Source organism: Streptomyces sp. WM6378 (genome assembly GCF_001279695.1).
Lineage (GTDB): Bacteria > Actinomycetota > Actinomycetes > Streptomycetales > Streptomycetaceae > Streptomyces.
In genome coordinates this window covers 17,457-40,041 of record NZ_LGDD01000070.1, presented here as the reverse complement: position 1 = coordinate 40,041, position 22,585 = coordinate 17,457, and the positions used below count along the sequence as shown (strand labels likewise).

Genomic DNA, 22,585 nt, shown 5'->3' with positions numbered 1-22,585 from the left:
CCCGGCCCGGCGCGTACGGGGGAATGCGCGCCGGGCCGGGGCGACCTGGGGGTGGGTCAGTCTCAGCCGAGGTGCAGCTTCTGGCCCGGGAAGATCAGGTTCGCGTCCTTGACGATGTCCTTGTTCAGCTCGAACAGCTTCTGCCAGCCGCCCTTGACGCCGTTGGCGGCCGCGATGTTGCCGAGGGTGTCGCCGGACTTGACGGTGTATTCGCCGTTGCCCTGCTTGACCGGCTCGGTGCGCTGCTGGTCGCGGCTGGCCGGCGCGGACTCGGTGCGCTCGGACTTCTGCGCCTTCGGCTGCGACTTCTGCTGGGGCTGGGCCTGCTGCTTGGGCGCCGCGGGCTTCGAGGCCTTCGGCTTCGAGGAGGACGAACCGGAGGTGTCCACGTCGGCCTTGCTGCCGCCCGCGGTCAGGTTGCCGGCGCCGGCGCAGCCCCAGGCACCCGGGCCCTGGATGGCGAGCAGCTTCTCGGCGGTGGCTATCTGCTGGCCCTTGGTGGCCAGGTCGGCGCGCGAGGCGTACTGGGTGCCGCCGGCGGCGGCCCAGGAGGACTGCGAGAACTGCAGGCCACCGTAGTAGCCGTTGCCGGTGTTGATGGACCAGTTGCCGCCGGACTCGCACTGGGCGACGGCGTCCCAGGTCTGGACGGAAGCGGCGGAGGCGTTGCCCGCCGCCATCAGCGGGGCGGCCACGGCGGCGCCGGTGACACCGGCCAGCGTGGCGACACGGACGGCCTTGGACGGGCGACGGTGCTTGCCCTTGCCGGAAAGCAGCATGGAGGTTCTCCTCACCGACGCCTGCGAGGTGAGCTGTCGGGTTCGGGCGTGAGCTGCCCGGCCGAGCGTCGATGCGCCCGTCTTCACCCCAAGCCGTTGCGGCAGTCGCGTGAACTGCCGGGCCCGGCACTTACCTTGGGTCCCCCGCTCCTGCCTACGGCGCATAAGCGTCGACTGTTCCCGTCGGCCGACGGCAGGATTCGGCGTGCTCGGTCGACGGGGCTCGTGGTGACGAGCGAGTCCGACGAAAACACACGCCCCGCCAATGTTCAAAGACGCACATCGGGGAGAAATCCCCCCTACTTGCCGATACAGAAGGGATGTTTCCGCAGGTGAGGGGCGGGGCGGACGGACCGGGCAGACGGGACACGCCAGTTGAGGCGAAGAGACCCATGTCTCATTTGCACAGAACGGACATAGGCCCGCGAACTAACCCTGCTTCGGTGCCGAGTTCGGGGCCGTCAGAGCCGCCGCCGCATCCTTCAGGTCCAGGCTCTGGCCAGGCAGGATGAGGTTGGGGTCGGTGCCGATCAGCTTCTCGTTGGCGTGGTACAGCGCGGGCCAGCCGCCCTGGACCTTGTTCGCCTCGGCGATGGCGGACAGGTTGTCGCCGGGCCGGACGGTGTAGTCGCCGTTCGCGGCGGGGGTGTTGCCGGACTCACGTGAGGCATCGTCACCTCGCGAGGCATGCCGCCCGGAATCACGGCTATCGGATGAGTTGCCCGAATTGTTCGAACCACTCGTACCGGCCGGAGTGCCCGGTTCGGCCTGACCGGCCGTCGGGGCGGACGAGGACGTTCCGCCCGCAGCCGTGCCCGCGCTCTCCTCCGGCGAGGGCGCCCCGCGGTGCTTGCCGGGGCTCGCCGGGGTGGACGCGGAGGGCGTCGGGGACTTGGCCGGGTCGCTCGGCTTCGTGGCACCCGGGGCCGGCGTGGCGGGCGTGGAGCCGCCCGGCGCCGGGGCATCGGGCGCCTTGGTCGGCGGGGCGGTGGGGGTCGCGGGAGCGGGCGTGGGCGTCCCGGTCGACGTGTCGGGCGCGCCCGGGTCGACGTTCGCCGAGCCGCCGCCCTTGGTGAGCCCGGCGCCGCTGCCGCAGTTCGCGAAGGCCCCCGGGCCCTTGGCCGCGAGCAGCTGCTCGGCGACGGCTATCTGCTGGGCGCGGCTGGCGAGGTCGGCGCGCTGGGCGTAGTCCGTACCGCCGTACGCCTCCCAGGTGGCCTGCGAGAACTGGAGCCCGCCGTACAGGCCGTTGCCGAAGTCGGCGCTCCACATCCCGCCGGACTCACAGGCGGCCACCTGGTTCCAGGTGTTCGCGTCCGCGGCGTTCGCGCCGGTCGCGGCGAGCAGAGGAAGGGCGATGGCCGATCCGGTCACTCCTGCCGCGACGACGAGAGCGGGTGCCTGGCGGGGTCGACGATGCCGTCCATTCCCGGAGCGCATGCAAAAGGCCTTCCGTGTGACTGCTGAGCCGAATGAACGGTGAACGTAGCCGTACTCGAACGCTTGTCACAAGTCGATGCACCCGAGATCACATAAAAGTCACAGTCTTGACGGTCCGTCAGATGCGGGTGATCGTCATGGGCTGGTGAACTCGACCGGCAGGGTGCGCAGTCCGCGCATGATGAGCCCGCCGCGCCAGCGCAAATCGTCAGGTTCCACCCCGAGCCGCAGGTCAGGGAGGCGCCGCAGCAGGGTCGCCAGAGCGGTCTGCCCTTCGAGCCGGGCGAGCGGGGCACCGAGGCAGTAGTGGATCCCGTGCCCGTACCCGAGGTGCTGGTTGTCCTTGCGGCCGAGGTCGAGGGTGTCCGGGTCGGCGAAGCGCTCGGGGTCACGGTCGGCGGCGGCGAGCACGACGAGCACGGGGTCGCCGGCCGCGATGTCCTGCCCGCCGAGCGTCAGCGGCCGGGTGGCGAACCGCCAGGTGGCCATCTCGACGGGCCCGTCGTAGCGCAGCAGCTCTTCGACGCCGGTTTCGAGGAGGTCGCTCTCCCCCGCGGCGAGGGAGTCCTGGAGCCGCTCCCGTTGGCCGGGGTTGCGCAACAGGGCATAAACCCCATTGCCGATCAGATTGACCGTCGTCTCGAATCCGGCGAAGAGCACGATGAAGGCCATGGCCGCGACTTCGTTCTCCGACAGGTGCTCGCCGTGGTCGCTGGCCTCGATGAGCCGGGAGATGAGGTCGTCGCCGGGGTTCTCGCGCTTCTTGTGGATGAGCTCGGCGAGGTAGGTGCGCATCTTCTTGACCGAGCGGGCGACGCCACCGCGAGGGCCGCCGCCGTGTCGGATCATCATGCCCGCCCAGTCGCGGAAGTCGTCCTGGTCCTCGCGGGGTACGCCGAGCAGGTCGCAGATGGCGTAGATGGGAAGCGGGAAGGCGAACTCGTGGATGAGATCGGCCGCTCCCCTGCCCTCGAAGGCGTCGATGAGCTGATCCGTCAACTCCTGTACCCGGGGCGCGAATTGGGCGACGGTACGCGGAGTGAACGCCTTGGAGACGAGGCGGCGGAGCCGGGTGTGGTCCGGCGGGTCGATGTTGAGCAGGTGCGTCATCAGCTCGGCCTTGCGCTCGCCCGGGATGCCCGTCCTGCCCTTGGCGTGGGCCGGCTCGTCGTGGTGCGCGGGGTTCTTGGAGAGCCGCTGGTCGGCGAGGGCCTGCTTGGCGTCCCCGTACCGCGTGACCAGCCACGCCTCGACGCCGCTGGGCAGCCGGGTGCGGTGCACGGGGGCGTGCTCGCGCAGCCAGGCGTAGGCCGGGTACGGGTCGGTGGCGAACTCCCAGGTGAAGAGTTCGGGGGCGGGCGGGGCGGGCGGAATGGGGTCGTTGTCCTGCACCTCTCGACCGTATCCCGCCCTCTCCCCTACATTCACGCGGTGGATCAAGAGGACCAAGAGGTGCTGAGGGCCGGCTTCGCGGTGGTGGAGCGGCGGGCCGAGCATGCGGCCAAATATTTCTATTCCCACCTCTTCTGGAACAACCCGGGCCTGCGAGCGCTGTTCCCGTCCGGGCCGGACGCCATGGAAAGCCAGCGGGACCGGCTGTTCGCCGCGATCACAGAGGTCATGGGCCGGCTCGGCGACCCGTCCCTCCCCTCCTATCTGCGCGCGCTCGGCCGCGACCACCGCAAGTTCCTGGCGGCGCCGGAGCACTACGCGGCGGTCGGCGCGAGCCTGCTCGCCGCGTTCGCCCGGGCGGCGGGCGGGGCGTGGACGGCGGAGGTGGAGAAGGCGTGGTGCCAGGCGTACTCGGTGATGTCCGAGACGATGCTGGAGGGCGCGGCCGCGGCGGCCGCGGCGGGGGAGCCGGCGTGGTGGGGCGCGGAGGTCGTCCGCCATGCCGGGTACGGCCCCGACCTGGCGGTCCTCACCCTGCGCCCGGCACCCCAACTCCCTTATGCGGCAGGGCAGTACGTGAGTGTGGCGCATCCGCGGGTGCCGGGGGTGTGGCGGACGTTCTCGATCGGAAACGCGCCGCGCGCGGACGGCACGGTCGACCTTCACGTCAGCCGGGTGTCCGGCGGGCCGATGTCGACGGCGCTGGTCGAGCGTACGGATCCGGGCGATGCGCTGCGGCTGAGCCCACCGGCGGGCTCCTTATCCCTGGGGCCGGCCCCTGTCGGCCCGCTGACCTTCATAGCGGCGGGTACGGGGTGGGCCCCCATGAAGGCGCTTCTGGAGCAGCTGGCGGGGGCTCGGTTCGACGACGAGGTACGGCTGTTCGTGGTGGCGCGGGACGCGGCGTACCTGTACGACCGGCCGGCCGTGGAGGCGCTGGCCTCCCAACTCCCGTGCCTGCACACGACGTTCATCACTCCGGCGCCGGGCCGTGACCCCCTTCAGGCCACGGAACGTCTGATCACCGCTCTGGGCCATCGGAGTCACTGGGCCCACCATGCGGTCTTCCTGGCCGGGCCGCCGGGGTTCATGGCGGAGGTCCGGGAGGTTCTGGTGGGCCTGGGGGCGGCCCCGTCCCGCATCTTGAGCGACGCGGTCCCTTCGGCGGGCCCGGGCCCCCGCCCCCTCGGCCCGGCGGAGTGGCTGCTGAACCGCCCGCCCCCACGGTGGCACAACCCGGCGGCCCGGGCTTGAATCCCCAGCCCCACCCCTTCCCGAAACCCGCCGGGGGTGAAGGGTCGGCTTGAGGGGCGTTCCCGAGGGCGCTGCCCCCGACCCCCGCTCCTCAAACGCCGGAGGGGCTTGATGTGTTGTTGGCCGGCTGCGGGCCGTCGGTGGCTGGTCGCGCAGTTCCCCGCGCCCCTAGCAGGGTTGGTGCTGGCCAGGACCGGCATCTTCAGGCCGTCAGGGGATCACGGACATGTGCCCACCTTCAGCCCGTCATGGGGGTCCCCCCTGGCCCTTGAGGCCTTGGGGGAGTTTGAGGACGAGCGCCTTTCAGGCGCGAACGGGGTCTGGGGCGGAGCCCCAGGGAACGACCACCGAGCCGCAGCCCAACGACAACCCCCGGAGGGTCTCGGGAAGGGGCGGGGTGGGGGATCAGCTCTCTGCTGAGCGGATCGCCTCTCGGTAGGCGCGCGCCGCAGCCCGCAGGGCCGCCTCCGGGTCGGCGCCGGCCGACTCCGCTTCCACCGCCAGCGCGAGGAGGCGATACCCGACCCCCTCCCCGGAGGGAAGCGGCACCGACAGGCCCGCCGTACGAGCCCGCGCGGACAGCTTCGCCGCCAGGGCCAGGGCCGGCTGGCCCAGCGGAACCCCGTCCGTCACCGACGAACGCCGCTTCTCGACCGCCTTCATCCGCAGCCAGTGCGACTTCACCTCCTCCGGCGTCGAGGCCGTCTCCGAGCCGAAGACGTGCGGGTGGCGGTGGATCAGTTTTTCGACGATGCCGCCCGCCACGTCGTCCACCGAGAACGGCGCCTCCGCGTCCTCCTCCGCGATCCGCGCGTGGAAGACGACCTGGAGCAGCACGTCCCCCAGCTCCTCGCGGAGCTCGTCGCGGTCCCCCTCCTCGACCGCCTCGACCAGCTCGTACGCCTCCTCAAGGGCGTACTTGGCCAGGCCCTTGTGGGTCTGCTGGGAGGACCACGGGCACTCGCGGCGGATCCGGTCCATGACCTGGACGAGGTCGAGCAGGCGGGCGCCCGGCAGGTCGTAGGAGCCGGGAAGCAGTTCCAGGTCCGGCATCTGGACGCGGCCGGAGCCGGCGAGGCGGGCCAGGCCGTCCGTCAGGCGACGGTCGCCCTCGCCGGAGGGGAGGACGACGACGGTCCGGCCACCCGCGCACGCCGAGACGAGTTCCTGCGCGTCCGGCGCCGAGATCTCCACCGGCACGCCGGCCTCGCGCAGATACGGCAGCTGCGGGTGCCCGGCGTCGGGGCACAGCACGAGGTCGGCGTCGCGCAGGGTCTCCCACGCGGGCCAGGAGAGCAGGCCCGGGGCGACCCGGTGGCTCGCGGTGAGCAAAACGATTCGGCCGGGTTCTTCAACAGCAGTCACCCGTCGAACCTACCCGCTGGCTCAGCCGGTCGAGACGGAGTCCCCGGGGTCGCCCTGCTGCTCGTTGGGGGCGGGCTGCGGGGCCGCGGGCTGCTTGGCCTTGGCGATCCAGGGGGCCTGGTAGTCGGCGAGCTGGATCTGGCTCGCGTTCCAGCTGCCGTAGCGCGGGTTCACGTCCACACGGAGGTCCTTGGACGCCTTGACCAGCGCGGGCAGCAGGTCCTGCTGGGTGCGGGCGCCGATCGCGGCGGCCAGCTTCTCCTCGGTGACCTGCCGCTGGACGTACGCGTCGATCTGGTCCGGAGCGAGCCCGCCATTGGTGAGGGCCTGCTCGCGCAGCTGGTCCTCGCCGCCGGCCTGCTGGACCATCGCGGCCCGCGCGCCCTCGATCTCCTTGCGGCTGACGCTCACCCCGGCCTGCGAGGCCGCGTGCCCGAGCACGCGGTCGAAGATCATGTTGCTGAGTTTGACCTTGCCGAGCTGGCCCGAGTCCTTGATCAGCTGGGCGGACTGCGGGGACTTCTCCTGCGCCGTCCGTACGTCCTTGACCTCGGCCTGGAGTGCGGAGACCTCGATCCGCTGCCCCCCGACGACGGCCGCGGCCCCCGGGTGGGCCGTACTGCCGCAGGCCGCGAGGAGCGGGCCCGCGGCGAGCAGGGCGACGGAGACGGAGAGCGCGGTGCGACGGCGGCGGTGCAAAGGAGCCTCCCGGCGGAGCAGATACGTGCGGCGTGGCGACGAACCTTGCTAAGACCTTGCGGTGATCGATGTTAGGCAGTCGACGTGGCCTGGGCCACTGATTCGCCCAACGATTCGCGACCGTCATCGGTCGCGGGGGTGAAGCCGGGTGAAGCCGCGCCGTCCATTGCGTGAACTGAGTTCCCGGCCCACTGCGTTGCCCCCGGGGGTCCGGCATATTCGACGGCAGCGCACAGCAAAGGACCTCGATGCCGACCCTCGAAGCCGCCCCCGCCCCGCCGGTGGCCCCGGTGCGGACCGCGGCCGCCCGCCGACCGGCCACCCGGGCCGCCGCCCTCTCCGCCCTGATCACCCTGGTCGCGGTGTGCGGCGCGGACGCGGTCGCCGGGGTCGTCCCGCTCGGCCCGCTCCAGCGGCACACCCGCAGCATCAACGACCTGGGCAACCAGTTCATCCCCTTCCACGAGCACCTGTGGGACCTGCTGCACGGCCGGGCCGAGGGCGGCCTCCTCCTCAACTGGCAGTCCGGGTACGGGACTTCGTTCCTGCCCGACCTCGGCACGTATCTCGGCAGCCCGTTCGCGCTGCTCGTCGGGGTCTTCCCGCGCGACCGGATCGACCTCGCGGTGTATGTGATCACCGTCCTGAAGATGGCGGCCGCGGCCGTCGCCATGACGGTGCTGCTCCTCGCGCTGCGCCCGGCGGTCCGGCACCGCTGGGCGGCGGGAGTGCTCGGCGCCTCGTACGCGCTGTGCGGCTGGTCGGTCCTGGAGTCGATCTACAACCCGATGTGGCTGGACGGCCTGATCGCCTTCCCGCTGCTCTGCCTGGTCGGCCACTGGGCCAGGACGGGCCGGCGGCCGGTGCTCGGCCCGCTGGTCGTGGCACTCGCCTGGATCGCCAACTTCTACACCGCGTACATGGCGACGCTCGGGGCCGGACTCGTCCTGCTCCTCCTGCTGTACGTGGACCGCGACATGGACCGGCGCGGCCGGGTACGGGCGGTCCTGCTCGCCACGCGGTCGTTCGTGATCGGCATCGGGCTCTCGGCACCGCTCCTCTTCACCATCTATCTGGGCACGAAACACGCGCATCCGGGCTGGGTGCGGGAGTTCGCGCCGGTGTCCTGGCCGGACTACCTGGCCCGCACCCTGCCCGGCACGTACTCCTTCTCCTCCCCCGCCGTCTTCCTCGGCACCGGCGCACTGCTCCTCGCCTGCACGCTCGCCTTCCACCGCGCGGTCCCGCGCCGCGAGCGGTACGCGTGGAGCGGGCTCGCCCTCGCCGTCGCGCTCTCCTTCCAGTGGAAGCCGACCCACCTGGCCTGGCACGCCTTCGTCACCCCCAACGGCAGCCCCTACCGGCAGACCTTCATCCTGTGCGGCATCCTCGTGATCGCCGCCTGGATCTGTCTGTCGTACGGAATCCCCGGGCGCCGCGCGCTGCTCGGCGGGGGCGGCGTGCTCGCCCTGATCGCGGCGGGCGCGGCCTTCAGCGAGCTGGTCTCGGCCTGGACGTACCCCCTGTTCGCCCTGGGCCTTGCGGCCATGACCGGCGGTCTGCTCCTGGCCCGCCGGGCTCGGCGGGGACTGACCCTCCTCGCCCTCGCCCTGCTCGCCGGGGCGCAGATCGCGCAGGCGGGCGTGACGGTCGCGTACGGGGACCAGCAGCGGGCGGCCCGCATGGACGGCTATCCCGCCTGGGGCGCCGAGCACTCGGCGCGCGCCGCCCTTGAGTCGGACGCCTCGGGCTGGCCCGCCTACCGCACCGACCCCGGGCAGCGCCAGATCACCAACAACGACCCGCTGCTGCTCGGCGGCGAGGGCGGCGCCTACTACTCCAGCCTCACCCCGGAAGTCCTCAACCGCACGATGACCGCGCTCGGCGGCGGCTGGACCTCTCGGGGGCGGGCGATACAGAGCCTCGACAACCCGGTGACGGACGCGATCTTCTCGGTGGGCGCGCGGGTGCGGGTCGCCCAGAAGGGCGGCGACCCCACCCTCGTCCGGGCCGCCGCGACCCCGCCGCTGGTCACGCTGCGGCCGTCCGGGCCCCAACCGGCTTACGGGAGCAACCCGTTCCGCAACCAGGAGTCGCTGCTCGGCGCCCGGGTCTACACGACCCGCACCCTCACACAGGGCTGCCCCGCCGGGACCGACATCTTCCTTTGGGCGCCCGAACACTTCGGGTCCGCGCGCCTGGGTGACGGCCCGGTCGTCGAGATGCGCGGCGGCGCGCCCAGCCGCAGGGCCCCGCTGATCCCGTTCGGCACCTCGGCGGGGCCGGGCCGCGCTTCCCACATCACCCTCACCCCCGCGGATCGCTCCGCGGAGCTGGGGTGCCTGGACCGGGGGGCGCTGGCCCGTGCGGTGGACCATCTGCGGGCGACGGGCGCGGCCCGGGTCTCGGTCTCGTCCAGCTCGGTGCACGCCGAACTCCCTGCGGGCGCGGCCGGGACCGCGGTGTTCGCGATGCCCCGTATCGCGGGGTGGAGCTGCGCGGTGAACGGTGCGGGTTCGGCCCCGGCGGGCGACTATTTGGGCCTGGTCGCCGTCCCGCTGCCGGCCGGGGCTCGCACGGTGGACTGCGGCTTCCGGCCGCCGGGTCTGCGTTCGGGCTCGGCGGTGGGGGTGGCCGCGCTGCTTGCCCTGGCGGGGGTGGGTGCGTGGGGGCCGGCGCGGCGCCGGTTCCGGGCGCGGGGAATGTAGCTGCGGCTCCGCCCCAGACCCCGATCGCGCCTAAGGGCGCTCGTCCTCAATCGCCGGACAGGCTAAAGATGCCGGTGCCGGCCAGGATCGATGCCGCTAGGGGCGCGGGGAACTGCGCAAACCCGGCCCGCACTCAAAACCGCACCCGCACCCAGCGGAACAGGGCTCAGCCTCCCCGGACCTCTCGCTGGCGGGCGAGGGCGCGGCGCAGTTCGGTGGGGTAGGGGTGCTGCGCGCCGTACCGCCGCTCCGCATCCCACAGCAGGGACTGCAATTGGTGATGACCCGCCGCATGGTCGCCCACCGCGAGCAGCAGGTGCCCGATCCGGTGGCGGATGCCGAACACCCGGGACGGGTCGGCGGCCGCGTACCGCGCCTCGAAGCCGGGCAGCACCGCCCGGTACTCCGCCAACGCCGCACCCGCCTCGCCCAGTTGCTCCAGGCACTGGGCCACGTCGTGCCGGAAGTCCAGGGCCTGCGGGTCGACGGGGCCCGCCTCGGCCGCCCGGTCGGCGGCGAGCCGGCGCAGCTCGGGCAGGGCGCGCCGGTACTGGCCGTCGTCCATCAGCGTCGCCGCGTACTGCTTGCGCAGGATGCGTACGACCGGCGACCGTTCACCGTGCTCGGCCGCCGCGGCGGGCAGGATCGAGCCGAGGATGTCGACGGCCTGGGTGATGCGGCCCTCGCCGAGCAGCCACTTGACCTCGTCGACCGCGCCGGCCACATCGGGCCGCGGTGGTACAGGTGGTACCGGCGGGGTGACCGGCCCGGGCTCGGGGGCCGTGGCGCGGTCCGGCCAGGGCGCGTGCGGACGCAGGAACGGCCGGGTCGGGTCGAGCGGCCCCGCGGGCCCCGGACCGCCCCGCGCCGGAAGCAGCGGCACCAGCGCCTCGTACACCTCCTGCGCACACCTCGGCCTGGATTGCGGGTCCTTGGCCAGGAGGCGGAGCACGAGGGCTTCCAGGGGTTCGGGGACCTCGGGGCGCAGTCTGCGCACCGGGACGGGCGGTTCGTACAGGTGGCGGTGCAGGACACCCAGCGCGGTGGACCCCGCGAACGGGACGTCCCCGCTGAGCAGTTCGTGCAGCAGCACCCCGAGCGCGTACAGATCGGTGTACGGGCCGACCGCGCCGCCCATCGCCTGCTCGGGCGCCATGTAGGCGGGCGAGCCGATCGGCGAACCGGTGTGCGTGAGCCGGGTCGTGTCGGAGTCGAGGACGGAGGCGACGCCCAGGTCGAGCACGGTCACCGTGCCGTCCGGCCGCACCATCACATTGCGCGGCTTCAGGTCGCGGTGGACGATCGGCACCGCGTGCACGGCCGAGAGCACCGCGCACAGCTGGGCAGCGACCGCCACCGTCCACGGCCAGGGGTACGGCTCGTGCTCGGCGAGGTGGTCGGCGAGGTCGGCCCCCTCGACGTACTGCATGACGAGGTACAGGTCGTCGCCGTCGCTGCCCGCGTCGTGCACGGTGACCAGCCCGGGGTGGTCGACCTGCGCGGTCACCCGGCACTCGCGCACGAACCGGCGCCGCAGCTCGTCCACCTCTTCGGCCGACCCGACGCCCGCGACCCGGTCCGGGCGAAGGAGCTTCACCGCGACCCGGCGGTCCAGACGTTGGTCGTACGCCGTCCACACCTGGCCCATGCCGCCCTGGCCGAGGAGCGCCGCCAGCTCGTAGCGCCCGGCGACGACCCGCCCCTCGGTCACCTGGCCTCGCCCTCGGTCCCCTTGCGCAGGTACTGCGACAGCTCGTCGAGCTCGGCCCTGACCTGCTCGATCCTGGGCGCGGCCGGGGCATGCGGCTGCGGGGGCACGGGGGCCGGGGGCTGGCTCGGCACGGGGGTGTCGGCGTACGGGTTCACGTACGGCCCGAACTGCGGGGCCGTGGTCCCCGGTATGTGCGGCGGGCCGTAACCGGCGGGCGCCCCGTACTGGCCGAACGGGTGCACGACGAACGGCGCCTGCGCCGCGTGGCGGATGTCGGCGTACAGGAAGTACGCGGTGCTGGCCACGGCGAGCGCGAGCAGGCCCATCATCCCGACGTCCATCCGCCAGTCGTTCTCGTCGGGGGCGGCCACGATGAAACTGAAGAAGAAGACGAATACGGCCAGTTGGGCCCAGAACAGCGCCCAATGCGCCCCGCGCCGGGTCACGATCGCGAGCCGCAGCAGCGCGGCCCACGACAGCATTCCGATGCTGACCAGCGGCAGCATCGCGAACAGCACGCGCAGCACGATCGCCCCCGCGCCCGAGGGGCGGGGCTGCGGCGGTCCATAGCCGGGGCCGTGCATCGCTGCTCCTGGAACTGAGACTGGGACGGACAGGGGACTGATACGGGACCGGGACTGGTCAGGGATACGAGCGTATACACCGGCGCTGACAACGGGCCGGGCGATCCCCCGGCCGGTATCCAACCGTCACCGGAGACCGGCCGGAACCCGGTTTCCCCGGATCACCCCGGACGCCGACCGCACCGCCACACCGCCGCCCCGGCCTGCCTCACTCGGGCCCGACGGAACCGTCCGTCAGGCCGTCGTGCAGGCCCTGTACGAGCTGCTCGCCGAGCCGGCCCGCGAGGCGCAGCGCGTCCTCGAACGCGGCGAGCGCCCGGAACCGCTCGCCGTAGCGCCGCTGTTCGGCGAGCGGGAGCCGGGGCAGGTGCAGCCTGCGCACGTCGAGCCGGGAGGCGGTGGTGGCGTAGCTGCTGGCCTGGCGGTTGTTGGCGGTGCCGCGCAGGAACCCGGCGAGGAACCACGCGTCCAGGGCCGCCGGTTCGGGGCGCAGGAGCTGGAGGTTGCGACCGAGGGCGGCGCCCGCACTCGCCTCGTCGACGACCCGGGCTACGGCGCCGCCGCCGAGCACGGGCACCACGACGTCGCCGGTCCTGGTCAGGACCGGGTCTTCGGCGGGCCCTTCGGGCAGGGTGCCCGAGGGCGCGGTGCCGGCCAGTACGTCGTGCTCGGTGAGGACGGCGCGCCCGTCGATCCCGGCGCCGGCGCCGCCCGCGCGCAGCACGAGGGCGCCCGCCCGGGCGAGTTCACCGACGGTGGTGAGCGGCCGGCGGGCGCCCTCCGCGGCGGCGGGTGCGGCGGGCGGCGGGGCCAGTTCGGCGGCAAGGCGCAGGGTGGCGTCGAGGCGTTCGCGCACCGCGTCGAGCGCGGCCGTGCCGCCTTCGGCGGCGGGCGGCGGCAGATGGCGGGCCGGGGCGAGGTCCACGTCGTCGTCGAGGAGTTCGATGACCGGCACCGACCGGCTGACCCCGGGCTGTTCGGCGACCGTCCCGTCGCGGTCGAACGGGGTCCAGGAGTCGAGCACGGCGGCTTGGAGCGCGGGCCAGGGCAGCCGGTCGCGGCCGCCGTCCACCGCGACGCCATCGATCCCCGCGGTGTCGACGAGGAGCAGCTCGGGCGCGGGCCGGGTGGCGGCGCCCGGCCTGCGCAGCACCCACAGGTGCAGCGGGATGCCATACGGCGGCGCGGCCCCGGCGGGCAGCGCGACGACCGCGCGCAGGGCGCCGCGGCGCAGCAGATCGGCACGGATCCGGCGCCCGGATCGACGCGAGGCGGCGGCGGGCGGCATTAGAACGACGGCGGTGCCGCCCTCGCACAGCCGGGCCAACGCGTGCTGCACCCAGGCGAGTTCGGACTCGGTACGGGCCGGGAGGCCGTACTCCCAGCGCGGGTCGTAGGCGAGTTCGTCGTGGCCCCAGGCCCGCTCGTTGAACGGCGGGTGGCACAGCACGGCGTGGGCGGTGAGGGTCGGGAAGGCGTCCGCGCGCAGCGAGTCGGCGGCCGCGGTACGGATGGCGGCGGAGCCGGCGAGGGCGAGCCGGAGCCCGGTGAGGGCGGCGAGGTCGGGGTCGGCGTCCTGGCCGTGCAGGGTCACGGCTTCCGGCAGCGCGCACAGCAGCGTGCCGGTGCCGCAGGCCGGGTCGAGAACGCTGCCCACCGCCCCGACGAGCGCGGCCATGAGCTCGGCGGGCCCCTGAGGAGTGAGCGTGTACTGACGGGGGTTGGCGTCGAGGTGGCGCCCGAGCAGAAACTCGAAGGCCTCCCGGGCCCCGTCTTCGGCGGCGAGCTCGGCGGCCCCGCGGAGCAGCGGCACGGAGGGGGCGAGCTCGGCGGCGCCGGGGGTATTCACGGAGCGGCTGTGAACAGCGGGGCCAGGGTCGCCGTCCCCGAACCGCTCCCCCAGCACCTCACCAATCAGTCCCGGCAGCCCGTCGGCGAGCCCCGCGTCCGAAAGCACGGCCAGCTTGCGCCACTTGGCGGGGTGGTCCCGTACGGCCAGCAGGGCGCAGCCCGCGTGGACCAGGGCCGTGACCGCGCCCGCGGGGTGGGTCGAGAGCTGTTGCCAGACGCGTTCGCGCAGCGGGACCTCGGCCAACTTGCCCTGGGTGCGCAGCCATTGCTCGACTTCGTGAAGCGCGAAGGACGGGCTGGTCTCGGTGCCGCCGACCGGCTTGGGGAAGTCGGCATGCCTGCGGCGCCAGTTGCTGACGGCCGCGCGGCCCACCCCCGCGAGCCGGGCGATGGTGGCCGCGGTCACCTCCGCTGCGTGCTCCGGCACCTGACTGCTCCCCTCGTCCGCGTGATGCCGACCCTACCGAACGGCACCACAGCACTCCATACACGCCGTGAACAATCACGATTCCGGCACTCGTGTTGACTCGGTTCACAGGACTCTGCTCTGATGTGCCCGGCCCCGCCACACCTGCCGTCCCGCCCGCCCAGCATCAGCACCCCCAGGGGGAGTTCACGCCATGCGCCGCCGCACCATCGCCATCCTCTTCGTCTGCGCCACCACGGTCCTGACGGCCTGTTCGGGCTCGGGCTCCGGCACGGCCGCCAAGGACTCGGCCGCCCCTCGCACGCCCGCCGCCGTGAGCCCGGCCGCGGCCGCACCGAAGGGCTCGGACGCGGATCCGACCGGTGGCCAGATACTCACCGACTCGCTCAAGGTCACCCGCCAGGCCACCTCGCTGCACCTCAAGGCGGACATCGCCGACCCCAAGGAGGGCGCCACCAAGATGGACCTCTCGCTGAACTCCAAGGGCGACTGCACCGGCACCATCGCGCAGGGCAAGGACACCATCGGCATCATCAAGATCGGCAAGACCGTCTACCTGCGGCCCCAGGGCACGGGCAAGTGGACGAAGACGAACACCGCCTCCGCCGACGGCAAGGACCTCGCCTCGGTCTGCGACCTGAACAACTTCCTCGGCGGCTTCCAGGGCGAGGACACCGCGGCCGAGAAGGGCGCGACCACCAAGGTCGACGGCCACCCCGCGATCGTCCTGACCGAGAAGGACGGCGACGAGAGCTACACGATGGACGTGGCGACCTCGGGCAAGCCGTACCTCCTGAAGATGGTCACCGTGGGCGGCGACAGCCCCGGCACGCTCGCCTTCTCGCACTTCGGCGAGCCGGTCCACGCGGTCGCCCCGACGCGGTCCTCGATCGCGGCCTGACGCACCGTCACAGCTCCCGGGCGGCTCAGCCCGCCGGGAGCTTCTGGTCCGGGCACTCGGCCAGGACCGTCTTCATGGCGGCCTTCTCGGCATCGGTCAGCCACACGCCGTACTTCCTCTTCACGGCCACCTGGTCCGCCACATACGTACAGCGGTACGCCTGGTACGGCGGCAGCCAGGTCGCCGCGTCGCCGTCGCTCTTGCGGCGGTTCGCGCTCGCGTCGACGGCGATCAGGTTGAGCGGGTCGTTGGCGAACTCGGCCCGCTTCTGCTTGTCCCACTGCTGGGCACCCTTCTGCCAGGCGTCGGACAGGGCCACCACATGATCGATGTCGATCTTGCTGGCGCCACGCGTGAACTGGATGGACTGCCCGGTGTACGGGTCGTGGACGAGCGTCCCGGACGCCACGTCGCACTTGTCCTTGAACTTCACGTCCTTGAGGTCCCGCTTGAGTATGTCCTCGCGGGTCTGGCAGCCGTTGTGGTCCGTGTCGGTCCAGCCCTTGCCGAACTGGTCACGGCTGTATCCGGTCTTCGGCGCCCGCCCCTTGACGGTGAGCGAGTCGACGGCGGCGAGCGCGGAGCCGGCCGCACCCTTGGGTCCGGGGGCACCGCTCTTCTTGGCGCCGTCGCCACCGCAGCCGGTGAGGACGAGCGACGCCACGAGGGCGGTCGCGGGCAGGGCAATTCGGTAGATACGCATCAAGGCGGGCCGTCCTGGGAGCAGTTGGCGGAACCTCGCAATCCTAGGTAGTCCTACCCGTCGGCCCGCGGGCCGACGGTCCCGAAAGGGGCAGCCGACCGCCCTTGATCACCACGGCACGACCGGCGTACGGGACCGGGCGCGGCCCGCACGGCCGGGCACGCCCCGGGATCCGACCGGACGCCGGGCACGGAAAGGGCGGGCGGCGCCGAACGGCGCCACCCGCCTTCCCTGCTCCTCAGGACCCCAGGATCGTGGTCAGGAACTCGCCCGTCCACGCCAGCAGTTCCCGCCCCACCACCGGCTTGCCGCCGATCTTCCCGGCGGTCGGGCGCGGCACCAGGATCTGCCGGGTGGGCGCCTTGATGACCGTACGGGGGTAGAGCCGCTTGAGGCGGAGCTCCTGGGACTCCCTCAACTCCACCGGTGCGAAGCGGATGTTGGGACCCTGGAGCACGATCTCGCCGACCCCGCAGGCGCGCGCCAGCATGCGCAGACCGGCCACCAGGAGCAGGTTCTCGACCGGCTCGGGCAGCTTGCCGTACCGGTCGGTCAGCTCCTCGCGCACCGCCTTGATGTCCTCCTCGGAGTTGGCCGAGGCGATCGCGCGGTAGGCCTGGAGGCGCAGCCGCTCGCCCGGCGCGTAGTCGTGCGGGACGTGCGCGTCGACCGGCAGCTCGATCTTGACTTCGAGCGGCGCCTCCTCCTGCTCGCCGCCCTCCATCTGCGCCCGGTAGTCGGCGACGGCCTCGCCGACCATGCGGACGTACAGGTCGAAGCCGACGCCCGCGATGTGCCCGGACTGCTCGCCGCCGAGCAGGTTGCCCGCGCCGCGGATTTCGAGGTCCTTCATCGCCACGTACATGCCCGCGCCCATCTCGGTGTGCTGGGCGATGGTGGCGAGCCGCTCGTGCGCGGTCTCGGTCAGCGGCTTCTCCGGCGGGTACAGGAAGTAGGAGTAGCCGCGCTCGCGGCCACGGCCGACCCGGCCGCGCAGCTGGTGGAGCTGGGAGAGGCCGAAGTTGTCGCCGCGCTCGACGATCAGGGTGTTGGCGTTGGAGATGTCGATGCCGGACTCGACGATCGTCGTCGAGACGAGCACGTCGAACTTCTTCTCCCAGAAGTCGACCACGACCTGTTCGAGCTGGCTCTCGCCCATCTGGCCGTGCGCGGTCTGGATGCGCGCCTCGGGCACGATCTCGCGCAGCCGGGCGGCCGCCCGGTCGATGGACTCGACCCGGTTGTGGATGTAGAAGACCTGACCCTCGCGCAGCAGCTCGCGCCGGATGGCGGCGCCGATCTGCTTCTCCTCGTACGGCCCGACGAAGGTGAGGACGGGGTGGCGCTCCTCGGGGGGCGTGGTGATCGTCGACATCTCGCGGATGCCCGTGACGGCCATTTCGAGCGTACGGGGAATGGGCGTCGCGGACATGGTCAGCACGTCCACGTTGGCGCGGAGCTTCTTCAGCTGCTCCTTGTGCTCGACGCCGAAGCGCTGCTCCTCGTCGACGATGACCAGGCCGAGGTCCTTGAACTTGGTCTCGGACGAGAACAGGCGGTGCGTGCCGATGACGAGGTCGACGGAGCCGTCCTTGAGCCCTTCGAGCGTGGCCTTGGCCTCGGTGTCGGACTGGAAACGGCTCAACGCCCTTACGTTGACTGGGAATTGGGCGTAGCGCTCGGTGAAGGTGCCGAAGTGCTGCTGGACGAGGAGCGTGGTGGGCACGAGGACGGCGACCTGCTTGCCGTCCTGGACGGCCTTGAAGGCGGCGCGCACCGCGATCTCGGTCTTGCCGTAGCCGACGTCGCCGCAGATCAGCCGGTCCATGGGGACCGTCTTCTCCATGTCCTCCTTGACCTCGGCGATGGTCGACAGCTGGTCGGGGGTCTCCGCGTACGGGAAAGCGTCCTCCAGCTCGCGCTGCCAGGGGGTGTCGGCGCCGAAGGCGTGACCGGGCGCGGCCATGCGCGCGCTGTACAGCCGGATGAGGTCGGCGGCGATCTCTTTGACGGCCTTCTTGGCGCGCGCCTTGGTCTTGGTCCAGTCGGCGCCGCCGAGCCGGTGCAGCGTCGGGGCCTCACCACCGACGTACTTGGTGACCTGCTCCAGCTGATCGGTGGGAATGTAGAGTCGGTCGCCGGGCTGGCCACGCTTGGCGGGCGCGTACTCGACCAGCAGATACTCGCGGGTCGCGTTCTGCACGGTGCGCTGCACCATCTCGATGTAGCGGCCCACGCCGTGCTGCTCGTGCACGATGTAGTCGCCCACCTCCAGGGTGAGCGGGTCGATGGTCTTGCGGCGGCGGGCCGGCATGCGGCCCAGGTCCTTGGTGGCGGTGCGCTGGCCGGTGAGGTCGGTCTCGGTCAGGACGGCGAGCTTGAGCGCCGGGTCGATGAAACCGTAGTCGATGGCGCCGCAGGCGACCTGCACGACGGACGGCGTCAACTCGCCCAGATCCACGGCCAGTCGGGCCGCGATGCCCTCGCCACCGAGGACCTCGACGGTGCGCGAGGCCGGGCCGTGGCCCTCCGTCACGTACACCGTGCGCCAGCCGTCGGCGAGCCACTGCTTGGTGTCGGTGAGCGCGCGCTGGGTGTCGCCGCGGTACGTCTCGGGGGCGTGCATGCCGAGCTTGAGGGTTTCCTCGTCGAAATCTGCCTCGTCGGCGGCGAACGGCGAGACCGACCACCACATCATGCCGAGCTCACGGGCCCGGTCGCGGACGTCCGCGATGCCCCACAGGGAGGCGGCGTCGACGTCGATGGGCGCCTGCCCCCCGCCCGCGCTCGCCGCCCAGGACGCCTGGAGGAACTCCTGGCTGGTGGCGACCAGGTCGGCGGCTCTGGTCCGCACCCGCTCCGGATCGCACACGACCGCCATCGAGCCCTTGGGCAGGACGTCGATGAGCAGCTCCATGTCGTCGACCAGGACCGGGGCGAGGGACTCCATGCCCTCCACCGCGATGCCCTCGGCGATCTTCCCGAGCAGCTCGCCGAGCTCGGGGTGCTCCTCGGCGAGGGCGGCGGCGCGGGTGCGCACGTCGTCGGTGAGCAGCAGCTCGCGGCAGGGCGGCGCCCAGAGCCCGTGCTCGGCGATTTCGAGGGAGCGCTGGTCGGCGACCTTGAAGTACCGGATCTCCTCGACGTCGTCGCCCCAGAACTCGACGCGCAGGGGGTGCTCCTCGGTGGGCGGGAAGACATCGAGGATGCCACCCCGCACGGCGAACTCCCCGCGCTTCTCGACGAGTTCGACGCGGGAGTACGCGGCGGCGGCGAGCCCTTCGACGACGGTGTTGAGGTCGGCGGACTGCCCGATGCGGAGCGCGACGGGTTCGAGATCCCCGAGCCCCTTGACCTGAGGCTGAAGCACGGACCTGATGGGGGCGACCACGACGCTGACCGGGCCGGCCGACGGGTCGTCCTTGCTGGGGTGGGTGAGGCGGCGCAGTACGGCGAGCCTTCGGCCCACGGTGTCACTGCGGGGCGAGAGCCGCTCGTGCGGCAGCGTCTCCCACGACGGGTACTCGACGATCTCCTCGGCGGGCAGCATCGAGCGCAGCGCCGCCGCCAGGTCCTCGGCCTCCCGGCCGGTCGCGGTCACGGCGAGCACGGGGCGCCCGGCCTCGCGCGCGAGGCCCGCGATCGCGAAGGGACGGGCGGCCGGGGGGCCGACCAGGTCGACGTGCATCCGGTGGCCGTCGGTGGCGGCCTTCACCGCTTCGGCGAGCGCGGGGTCTCGTACAACGGCGTCCAGCAGACCGTGCAGGCTCATGAAGGGCATCCATCCCGGGGAGTGGGCAACGCGAACCGCCCGACACGTCGTACGGGCCGGGGCTTCCAGCGTACGACGCCCCACTGACACCTGCCGCCCGCTGCAGCTCAACCCCCTGGGGCTGCGCCCCGGGCCCCGTCACCTTTCGGCCTGCGGACCGTGGACGGCTGGTCGCGCAGTTCCCCGCGCCCCTTAGCAGGATCCGGTGCGGGCTCCCCTGGGCTGTGCCCAGAACCCCTCTCCGCCCCTTCGTCCGCAGGCCGTGCGTGGTTGCTCGCGCAGTTCCCCGCGCCCCTGGCAGGGTCTGTGCTGGCCCGCACCGGAGCATTTCAGCCCGTCCGGCGATTGAGGACGAGCGCCCTTCAGGCGCGAACGGGGTCTGGGGCGGAGCCCCAAGAGCAGCCGACGGGCCGCAGCCGAACGAACTCCCCCGGCGGGTTTCGGGAAGGGGTGGGGCGGGACCCCCGGGGTCTGGGGCAGAGCCCCAGGGCGCCCCCGCCTCGGCGCCCCGAACCGCCACGCGAAAAAGTCGCCCCGGGGTGTCAACCGCGCGCCGCCCCCAGCGCGTATACCCCCTGAGACCCATCCACCCCCCACGGGAGCGCCGCATTGACCGACGAGGAGTTCGAGGAGTTCTACGCTCACTCCGTGAAACCGCTGGTCGGCCAGGTCTACCTGATGACCGGCGACCTCCACGAGGCCCAGGACGTAGTCCAAGAGGCGTTCGTGCGGGCCTGGGGCCGCCGGAGCCGCCTCGACGCGGGGGCCGGGCCGCAGGCCTGGGTGCGGACCGTGGCCTGGCGCCTCGCGGTGAGCCGGTGGCGGCGCGGCCGCAGGGCCGCGGAGGCGTGGCGGCGCCACAACCAGGTGCACAGCGCCGAGGCCCCCGAACCCGACCCCGGAACCGTCGCCCTCATCGACGCCCTGCGCGGCCTCTCCGACCGCCAGCGCCGTGTCGCCGTACTGCATTACGTGTGCGACCTGAGCGTGGACCAGGTCGCACACGAGACCGGCATCAGCGCCGGCACCGTCAAGACCCACCTTTCGCGCGCCCGGGCCGCCCTCGCGCCCCGTCTCCTGGAGGAGGAACACGGTGTCTGACTTCCACTCTGACTTCCACCGGGACGAGGAGTCCCTGGCCCGCGCCCTGAAGCGGGCCGCCGACGCGGGCGGCCGCGGCATCGTCCCCGAGCCCGCCGAACGCGTCGCCGCACGCGGCCTGCGGCGCCGCCGCCGCAACATGGCCGCGCTCGCCGCCTGCGCGGTGTGCCTGCTCGCCGGGTCCGGCGCCGCGCTCGGCCTGCGGCTCCAGCAGAGCCCGCCGGTGCTGCCCGCGTCCACCCCGGACGCCGGCACGCCCTCCGCCGTGCAGGGCTCGGGGACGCCGTCCGAGCGGCCGAGCCCCTCCTACCCCGCCCCGCCGACGACCGGCTCCGCCACCCCTTCGCACGCCGTGCCCTCCGGCTCGCCGTCCCCTACCCCGTCCCCCTCCTTCTCCCTCTCCGACGGCTCCGGATCCGTCACCCCCACCGCCCGCCCCCACTGATCCAAGGAACCCCACCGTGTCCGGAGCTCTCCTCACCCTGCCCGAAAACTCCTCCCATATACCCGCAAAACAAAAGAAACAGGACGGACCTCGGCCCCGAATATCCCCGCCCCCGGCAGCCGATCCCCACCTCCTCGCCGCCGCCCTCTTCCTCGCCTACGCCGCCCTCGGCGTCCTGCGCTACCGGCGGATGGAGACCCTCTCCTGGGACCTCGGGATCTTCGAGCAGGTCGTGCGCGCCTACGCCCACCTCCAGGCGCCCGTCGCCGATCTGAAGGGGCCCGGCACCGACATCCTCGGGGATCACTTCAGTCCGGTGACCGCGCTGCTCGCCCCCGCCTACCGGCTGTTCCCCACCCCGGTCACCCTGCTCGTCGCCCAGTCCGCCCTGTTCGCGCTGGCCGCGGTCCCGGTGACCCGCGCCTCGGCCCGGCTGCTCGGGCGGCGGCGCGGGCTCGCCGTCGGCGTCGCGTTCGGGCTTTCGTGGGGGATCCAGCGGGCCGTCGACTTCGACTTCCACGAGATCTGCTTCGCCGTCCCACTGATCGCCTTCGCCCTGGAGGCGGTGCTGCGCGGACGGTGGCGCGCGGCCCTCCTGTACGCGCTGCCCCTCGTCCTCGTGAAGGAGGACCTCGGCCTGACGACGGCCGCGCTCGCCGTCGTCGTCGCGGTACGCGCCCGCGCCACCTCGCCCCGCGCCGTGCGGTACGCCGTCGCCGTGGCCGCGTTCGGCGCCGTGGCCACCCTGGTCACCCTCACCGTCGTCATCCCCGCCTTCAACTCCTCGGGGGCGTACGACTATTGGGGCAAGGTGAACGGCGGCGCGGGCCCGCTGGCCGGCTGGGACGTCAAGGGCCGCACCCTGCTGTGGACGCTGCTCCCCACCACCGGGCTCCTCGCGCTGCGCTCCCCGCTGCTGCTCGTCGCGCTGCCCACCCTCGGCTGGCGCCTCCTGTCCTCGGACGACCACTACTGGTCGACGGACTGGCACTACAGCGCGGTCCTGATGCCGGTCCTCGCGCTGGCCCTCGCCGACGCGGTGGCCACCGCGCGGCACAGCCAGCGCGCCTGGCTGCGTTCGTACGCCCGCGACCTGCCGGCCTGCGCGGCCGCGGCGGCCCTCGCCCTGACGCTCTCGCTGCCGCTGGCCGCGCTGACCGACCCGGCCGCGTACCGCAAGAGCCCTCAAGTGGCCGCTGTGGAGCGCCTGTTGGGGACGATTCCGGACGGGGCGACCGTCGAGGCGAACATCGGGCCGATCGCCCGGCTCACCTCCCGCTGTCGCGTCTTCTGGGTCGGCGCAGCGCGCCCGGTGACCCCGGCCTACATCGCGCTCGACAACTCCGACGGCTGGGCGGGCGACCCCGTCCGGTACGCGACAGCACTGCACCCCGGCGCCGTCTACACGGTCGCCGGGGTGGCAGGGGGTTACGTACTGCTGAAGCTCGGCTAG

General features: G+C 72.7%; 16 protein-coding genes and 1 riboswitch. Of the genes, 6 read left to right on the top strand and 10 right to left on the bottom strand.

The window, feature by feature from the left end:
* Positions 1-62: 62 nt before the first annotated feature.
* The 3 genes from ADK54_RS09130 to ADK54_RS09120 all read right to left on the bottom strand — a co-directional run bounded on the left by ADK54_RS09130 (position 63) and on the right by ADK54_RS09120 (position 3,611).
* A complete protein-coding gene (locus ADK54_RS09130; RefSeq protein ID WP_053725043.1) occupies positions 63-779 on the bottom strand; it encodes a transglycosylase family protein in 717 nt (238 codons plus the stop codon).
* 3 nt (positions 780-782) lie between these two features.
* Positions 783-951, bottom strand: a riboswitch (cyclic di-AMP (ydaO/yuaA leader).
* A 257-nt stretch (positions 952-1,208) separates the two neighbouring features.
* Positions 1,209-2,219, bottom strand: coding sequence for a transglycosylase family protein (locus ADK54_RS09125; RefSeq protein WP_053725042.1), 1,011 nt, complete (start codon positions 2,217-2,219; stop codon positions 1,209-1,211).
* A 135-nt stretch (positions 2,220-2,354) separates the two neighbouring features.
* On the bottom strand, positions 2,355-3,611 hold the full coding sequence (locus tag ADK54_RS09120) for a cytochrome P450 family protein (RefSeq protein WP_053725100.1): 1,257 nt from the start codon (positions 3,609-3,611) through the stop codon (positions 2,355-2,357).
* 39 nt (positions 3,612-3,650) lie between these two features.
* On the opposite strand from ADK54_RS09120, the gene ADK54_RS09115 reads away from it, so the two are divergent.
* On the top strand, positions 3,651-4,865 hold the full coding sequence (locus tag ADK54_RS09115; RefSeq protein ID WP_234391980.1) for a globin domain-containing protein: 1,215 nt from the start codon (positions 3,651-3,653) through the stop codon (positions 4,863-4,865).
* Between the two features lie 405 nt (positions 4,866-5,270).
* On the opposite strand, the gene ADK54_RS09110 is transcribed toward ADK54_RS09115, so the two are convergent.
* Both ADK54_RS09110 and ADK54_RS09105 read right to left on the bottom strand, forming a co-directional pair.
* Positions 5,271-6,230, bottom strand: a complete 960-nt coding sequence (locus ADK54_RS09110) for a nucleoside triphosphate pyrophosphohydrolase (protein WP_053725040.1) — start codon at positions 6,228-6,230, stop codon at positions 5,271-5,273.
* 21 nt (positions 6,231-6,251) lie between these two features.
* Positions 6,252-6,929, bottom strand: coding sequence for a SurA N-terminal domain-containing protein (locus ADK54_RS09105; protein WP_053725039.1), 678 nt, complete (start codon positions 6,927-6,929; stop codon positions 6,252-6,254).
* A 248-nt stretch (positions 6,930-7,177) separates the two neighbouring features.
* Between ADK54_RS09105 and ADK54_RS09100 the strand changes: the two genes are divergently transcribed.
* The gene (locus ADK54_RS09100; RefSeq protein ID WP_078966232.1) at positions 7,178-9,637 is read left to right on the top strand and encodes a YfhO family protein; all 2,460 of its coding nucleotides are present in this window, start codon (positions 7,178-7,180) and stop codon (positions 9,635-9,637) included.
* A 166-nt stretch (positions 9,638-9,803) separates the two neighbouring features.
* Here the strand turns inward: ADK54_RS09100 and ADK54_RS09095 are convergent, their stop codons facing one another.
* The 3 genes from ADK54_RS09095 to ADK54_RS09085 form a co-directional block, all read right to left on the bottom strand.
* A complete protein-coding gene (locus tag ADK54_RS09095; protein WP_324610146.1) occupies positions 9,804-11,348 on the bottom strand; it encodes a serine/threonine-protein kinase in 1,545 nt (514 codons plus the stop codon).
* A complete protein-coding gene (locus ADK54_RS09090; protein WP_053725038.1) occupies positions 11,345-11,932 on the bottom strand; it encodes a hypothetical protein in 588 nt (195 codons plus the stop codon). The genes ADK54_RS09095 and ADK54_RS09090 overlap by 4 nt, the downstream gene beginning before the upstream one ends.
* 208 nt (positions 11,933-12,140) lie before the next feature.
* Positions 12,141-14,210 carry an N-6 DNA methylase gene (locus tag ADK54_RS09085; protein WP_199826909.1) on the bottom strand — a complete coding sequence of 690 codons (2,070 nt, stop codon included), beginning with the start codon at positions 14,208-14,210 and terminating at the stop codon, positions 12,141-12,143.
* A gap of 193 nt (positions 14,211-14,403) precedes the next feature.
* On the opposite strand from ADK54_RS09085, the gene ADK54_RS09080 reads away from it, so the two are divergent.
* Positions 14,404-15,111 carry a hypothetical protein gene (locus tag ADK54_RS09080; RefSeq protein ID WP_053725037.1) on the top strand — a complete coding sequence of 236 codons (708 nt, stop codon included), beginning with the start codon at positions 14,404-14,406 and terminating at the stop codon, positions 15,109-15,111.
* Between the two features lie 25 nt (positions 15,112-15,136).
* Here the strand turns inward: ADK54_RS09080 and ADK54_RS09075 are convergent, their stop codons facing one another.
* Together ADK54_RS09075 and mfd are read right to left on the bottom strand one after the other, a co-directional pair.
* Complete coding sequence (locus ADK54_RS09075) at positions 15,137-15,814, bottom strand: HNH endonuclease family protein (protein ID WP_053725036.1); 678 nt, start codon at positions 15,812-15,814, stop codon at positions 15,137-15,139.
* Positions 15,815-16,052: 238 nt separating this feature from the next.
* Entirely contained in the window at positions 16,053-19,586 is a 3,534-nt protein-coding gene (gene mfd / locus ADK54_RS09070; RefSeq protein WP_053725035.1) for a transcription-repair coupling factor, read from the bottom strand.
* Positions 19,587-20,195: 609 nt separating this feature from the next.
* On the opposite strand from mfd, the gene ADK54_RS09065 reads away from it, so the two are divergent.
* The 3 genes from ADK54_RS09065 to ADK54_RS09055 are packed head-to-tail and all read left to right on the top strand — an operon-like array spanning position 20,196 to position 22,585.
* Positions 20,196-20,687: a SigE family RNA polymerase sigma factor gene (locus tag ADK54_RS09065; RefSeq protein WP_053725034.1), complete on the top strand. Its 492-nt coding sequence runs from the start codon at positions 20,196-20,198 to the stop codon at positions 20,685-20,687.
* Positions 20,680-21,132, top strand: a complete 453-nt coding sequence (locus ADK54_RS45795) for a hypothetical protein (RefSeq protein WP_053725033.1) — start codon at positions 20,680-20,682, stop codon at positions 21,130-21,132. Before ADK54_RS09065 ends, ADK54_RS45795 begins: the two co-directional genes overlap by 8 nt.
* A gap of 16 nt (positions 21,133-21,148) precedes the next feature.
* On the top strand, positions 21,149-22,585 hold the full coding sequence (locus tag ADK54_RS09055) for a DUF2079 domain-containing protein (protein ID WP_420717279.1): 1,437 nt from the start codon (positions 21,149-21,151) through the stop codon (positions 22,583-22,585).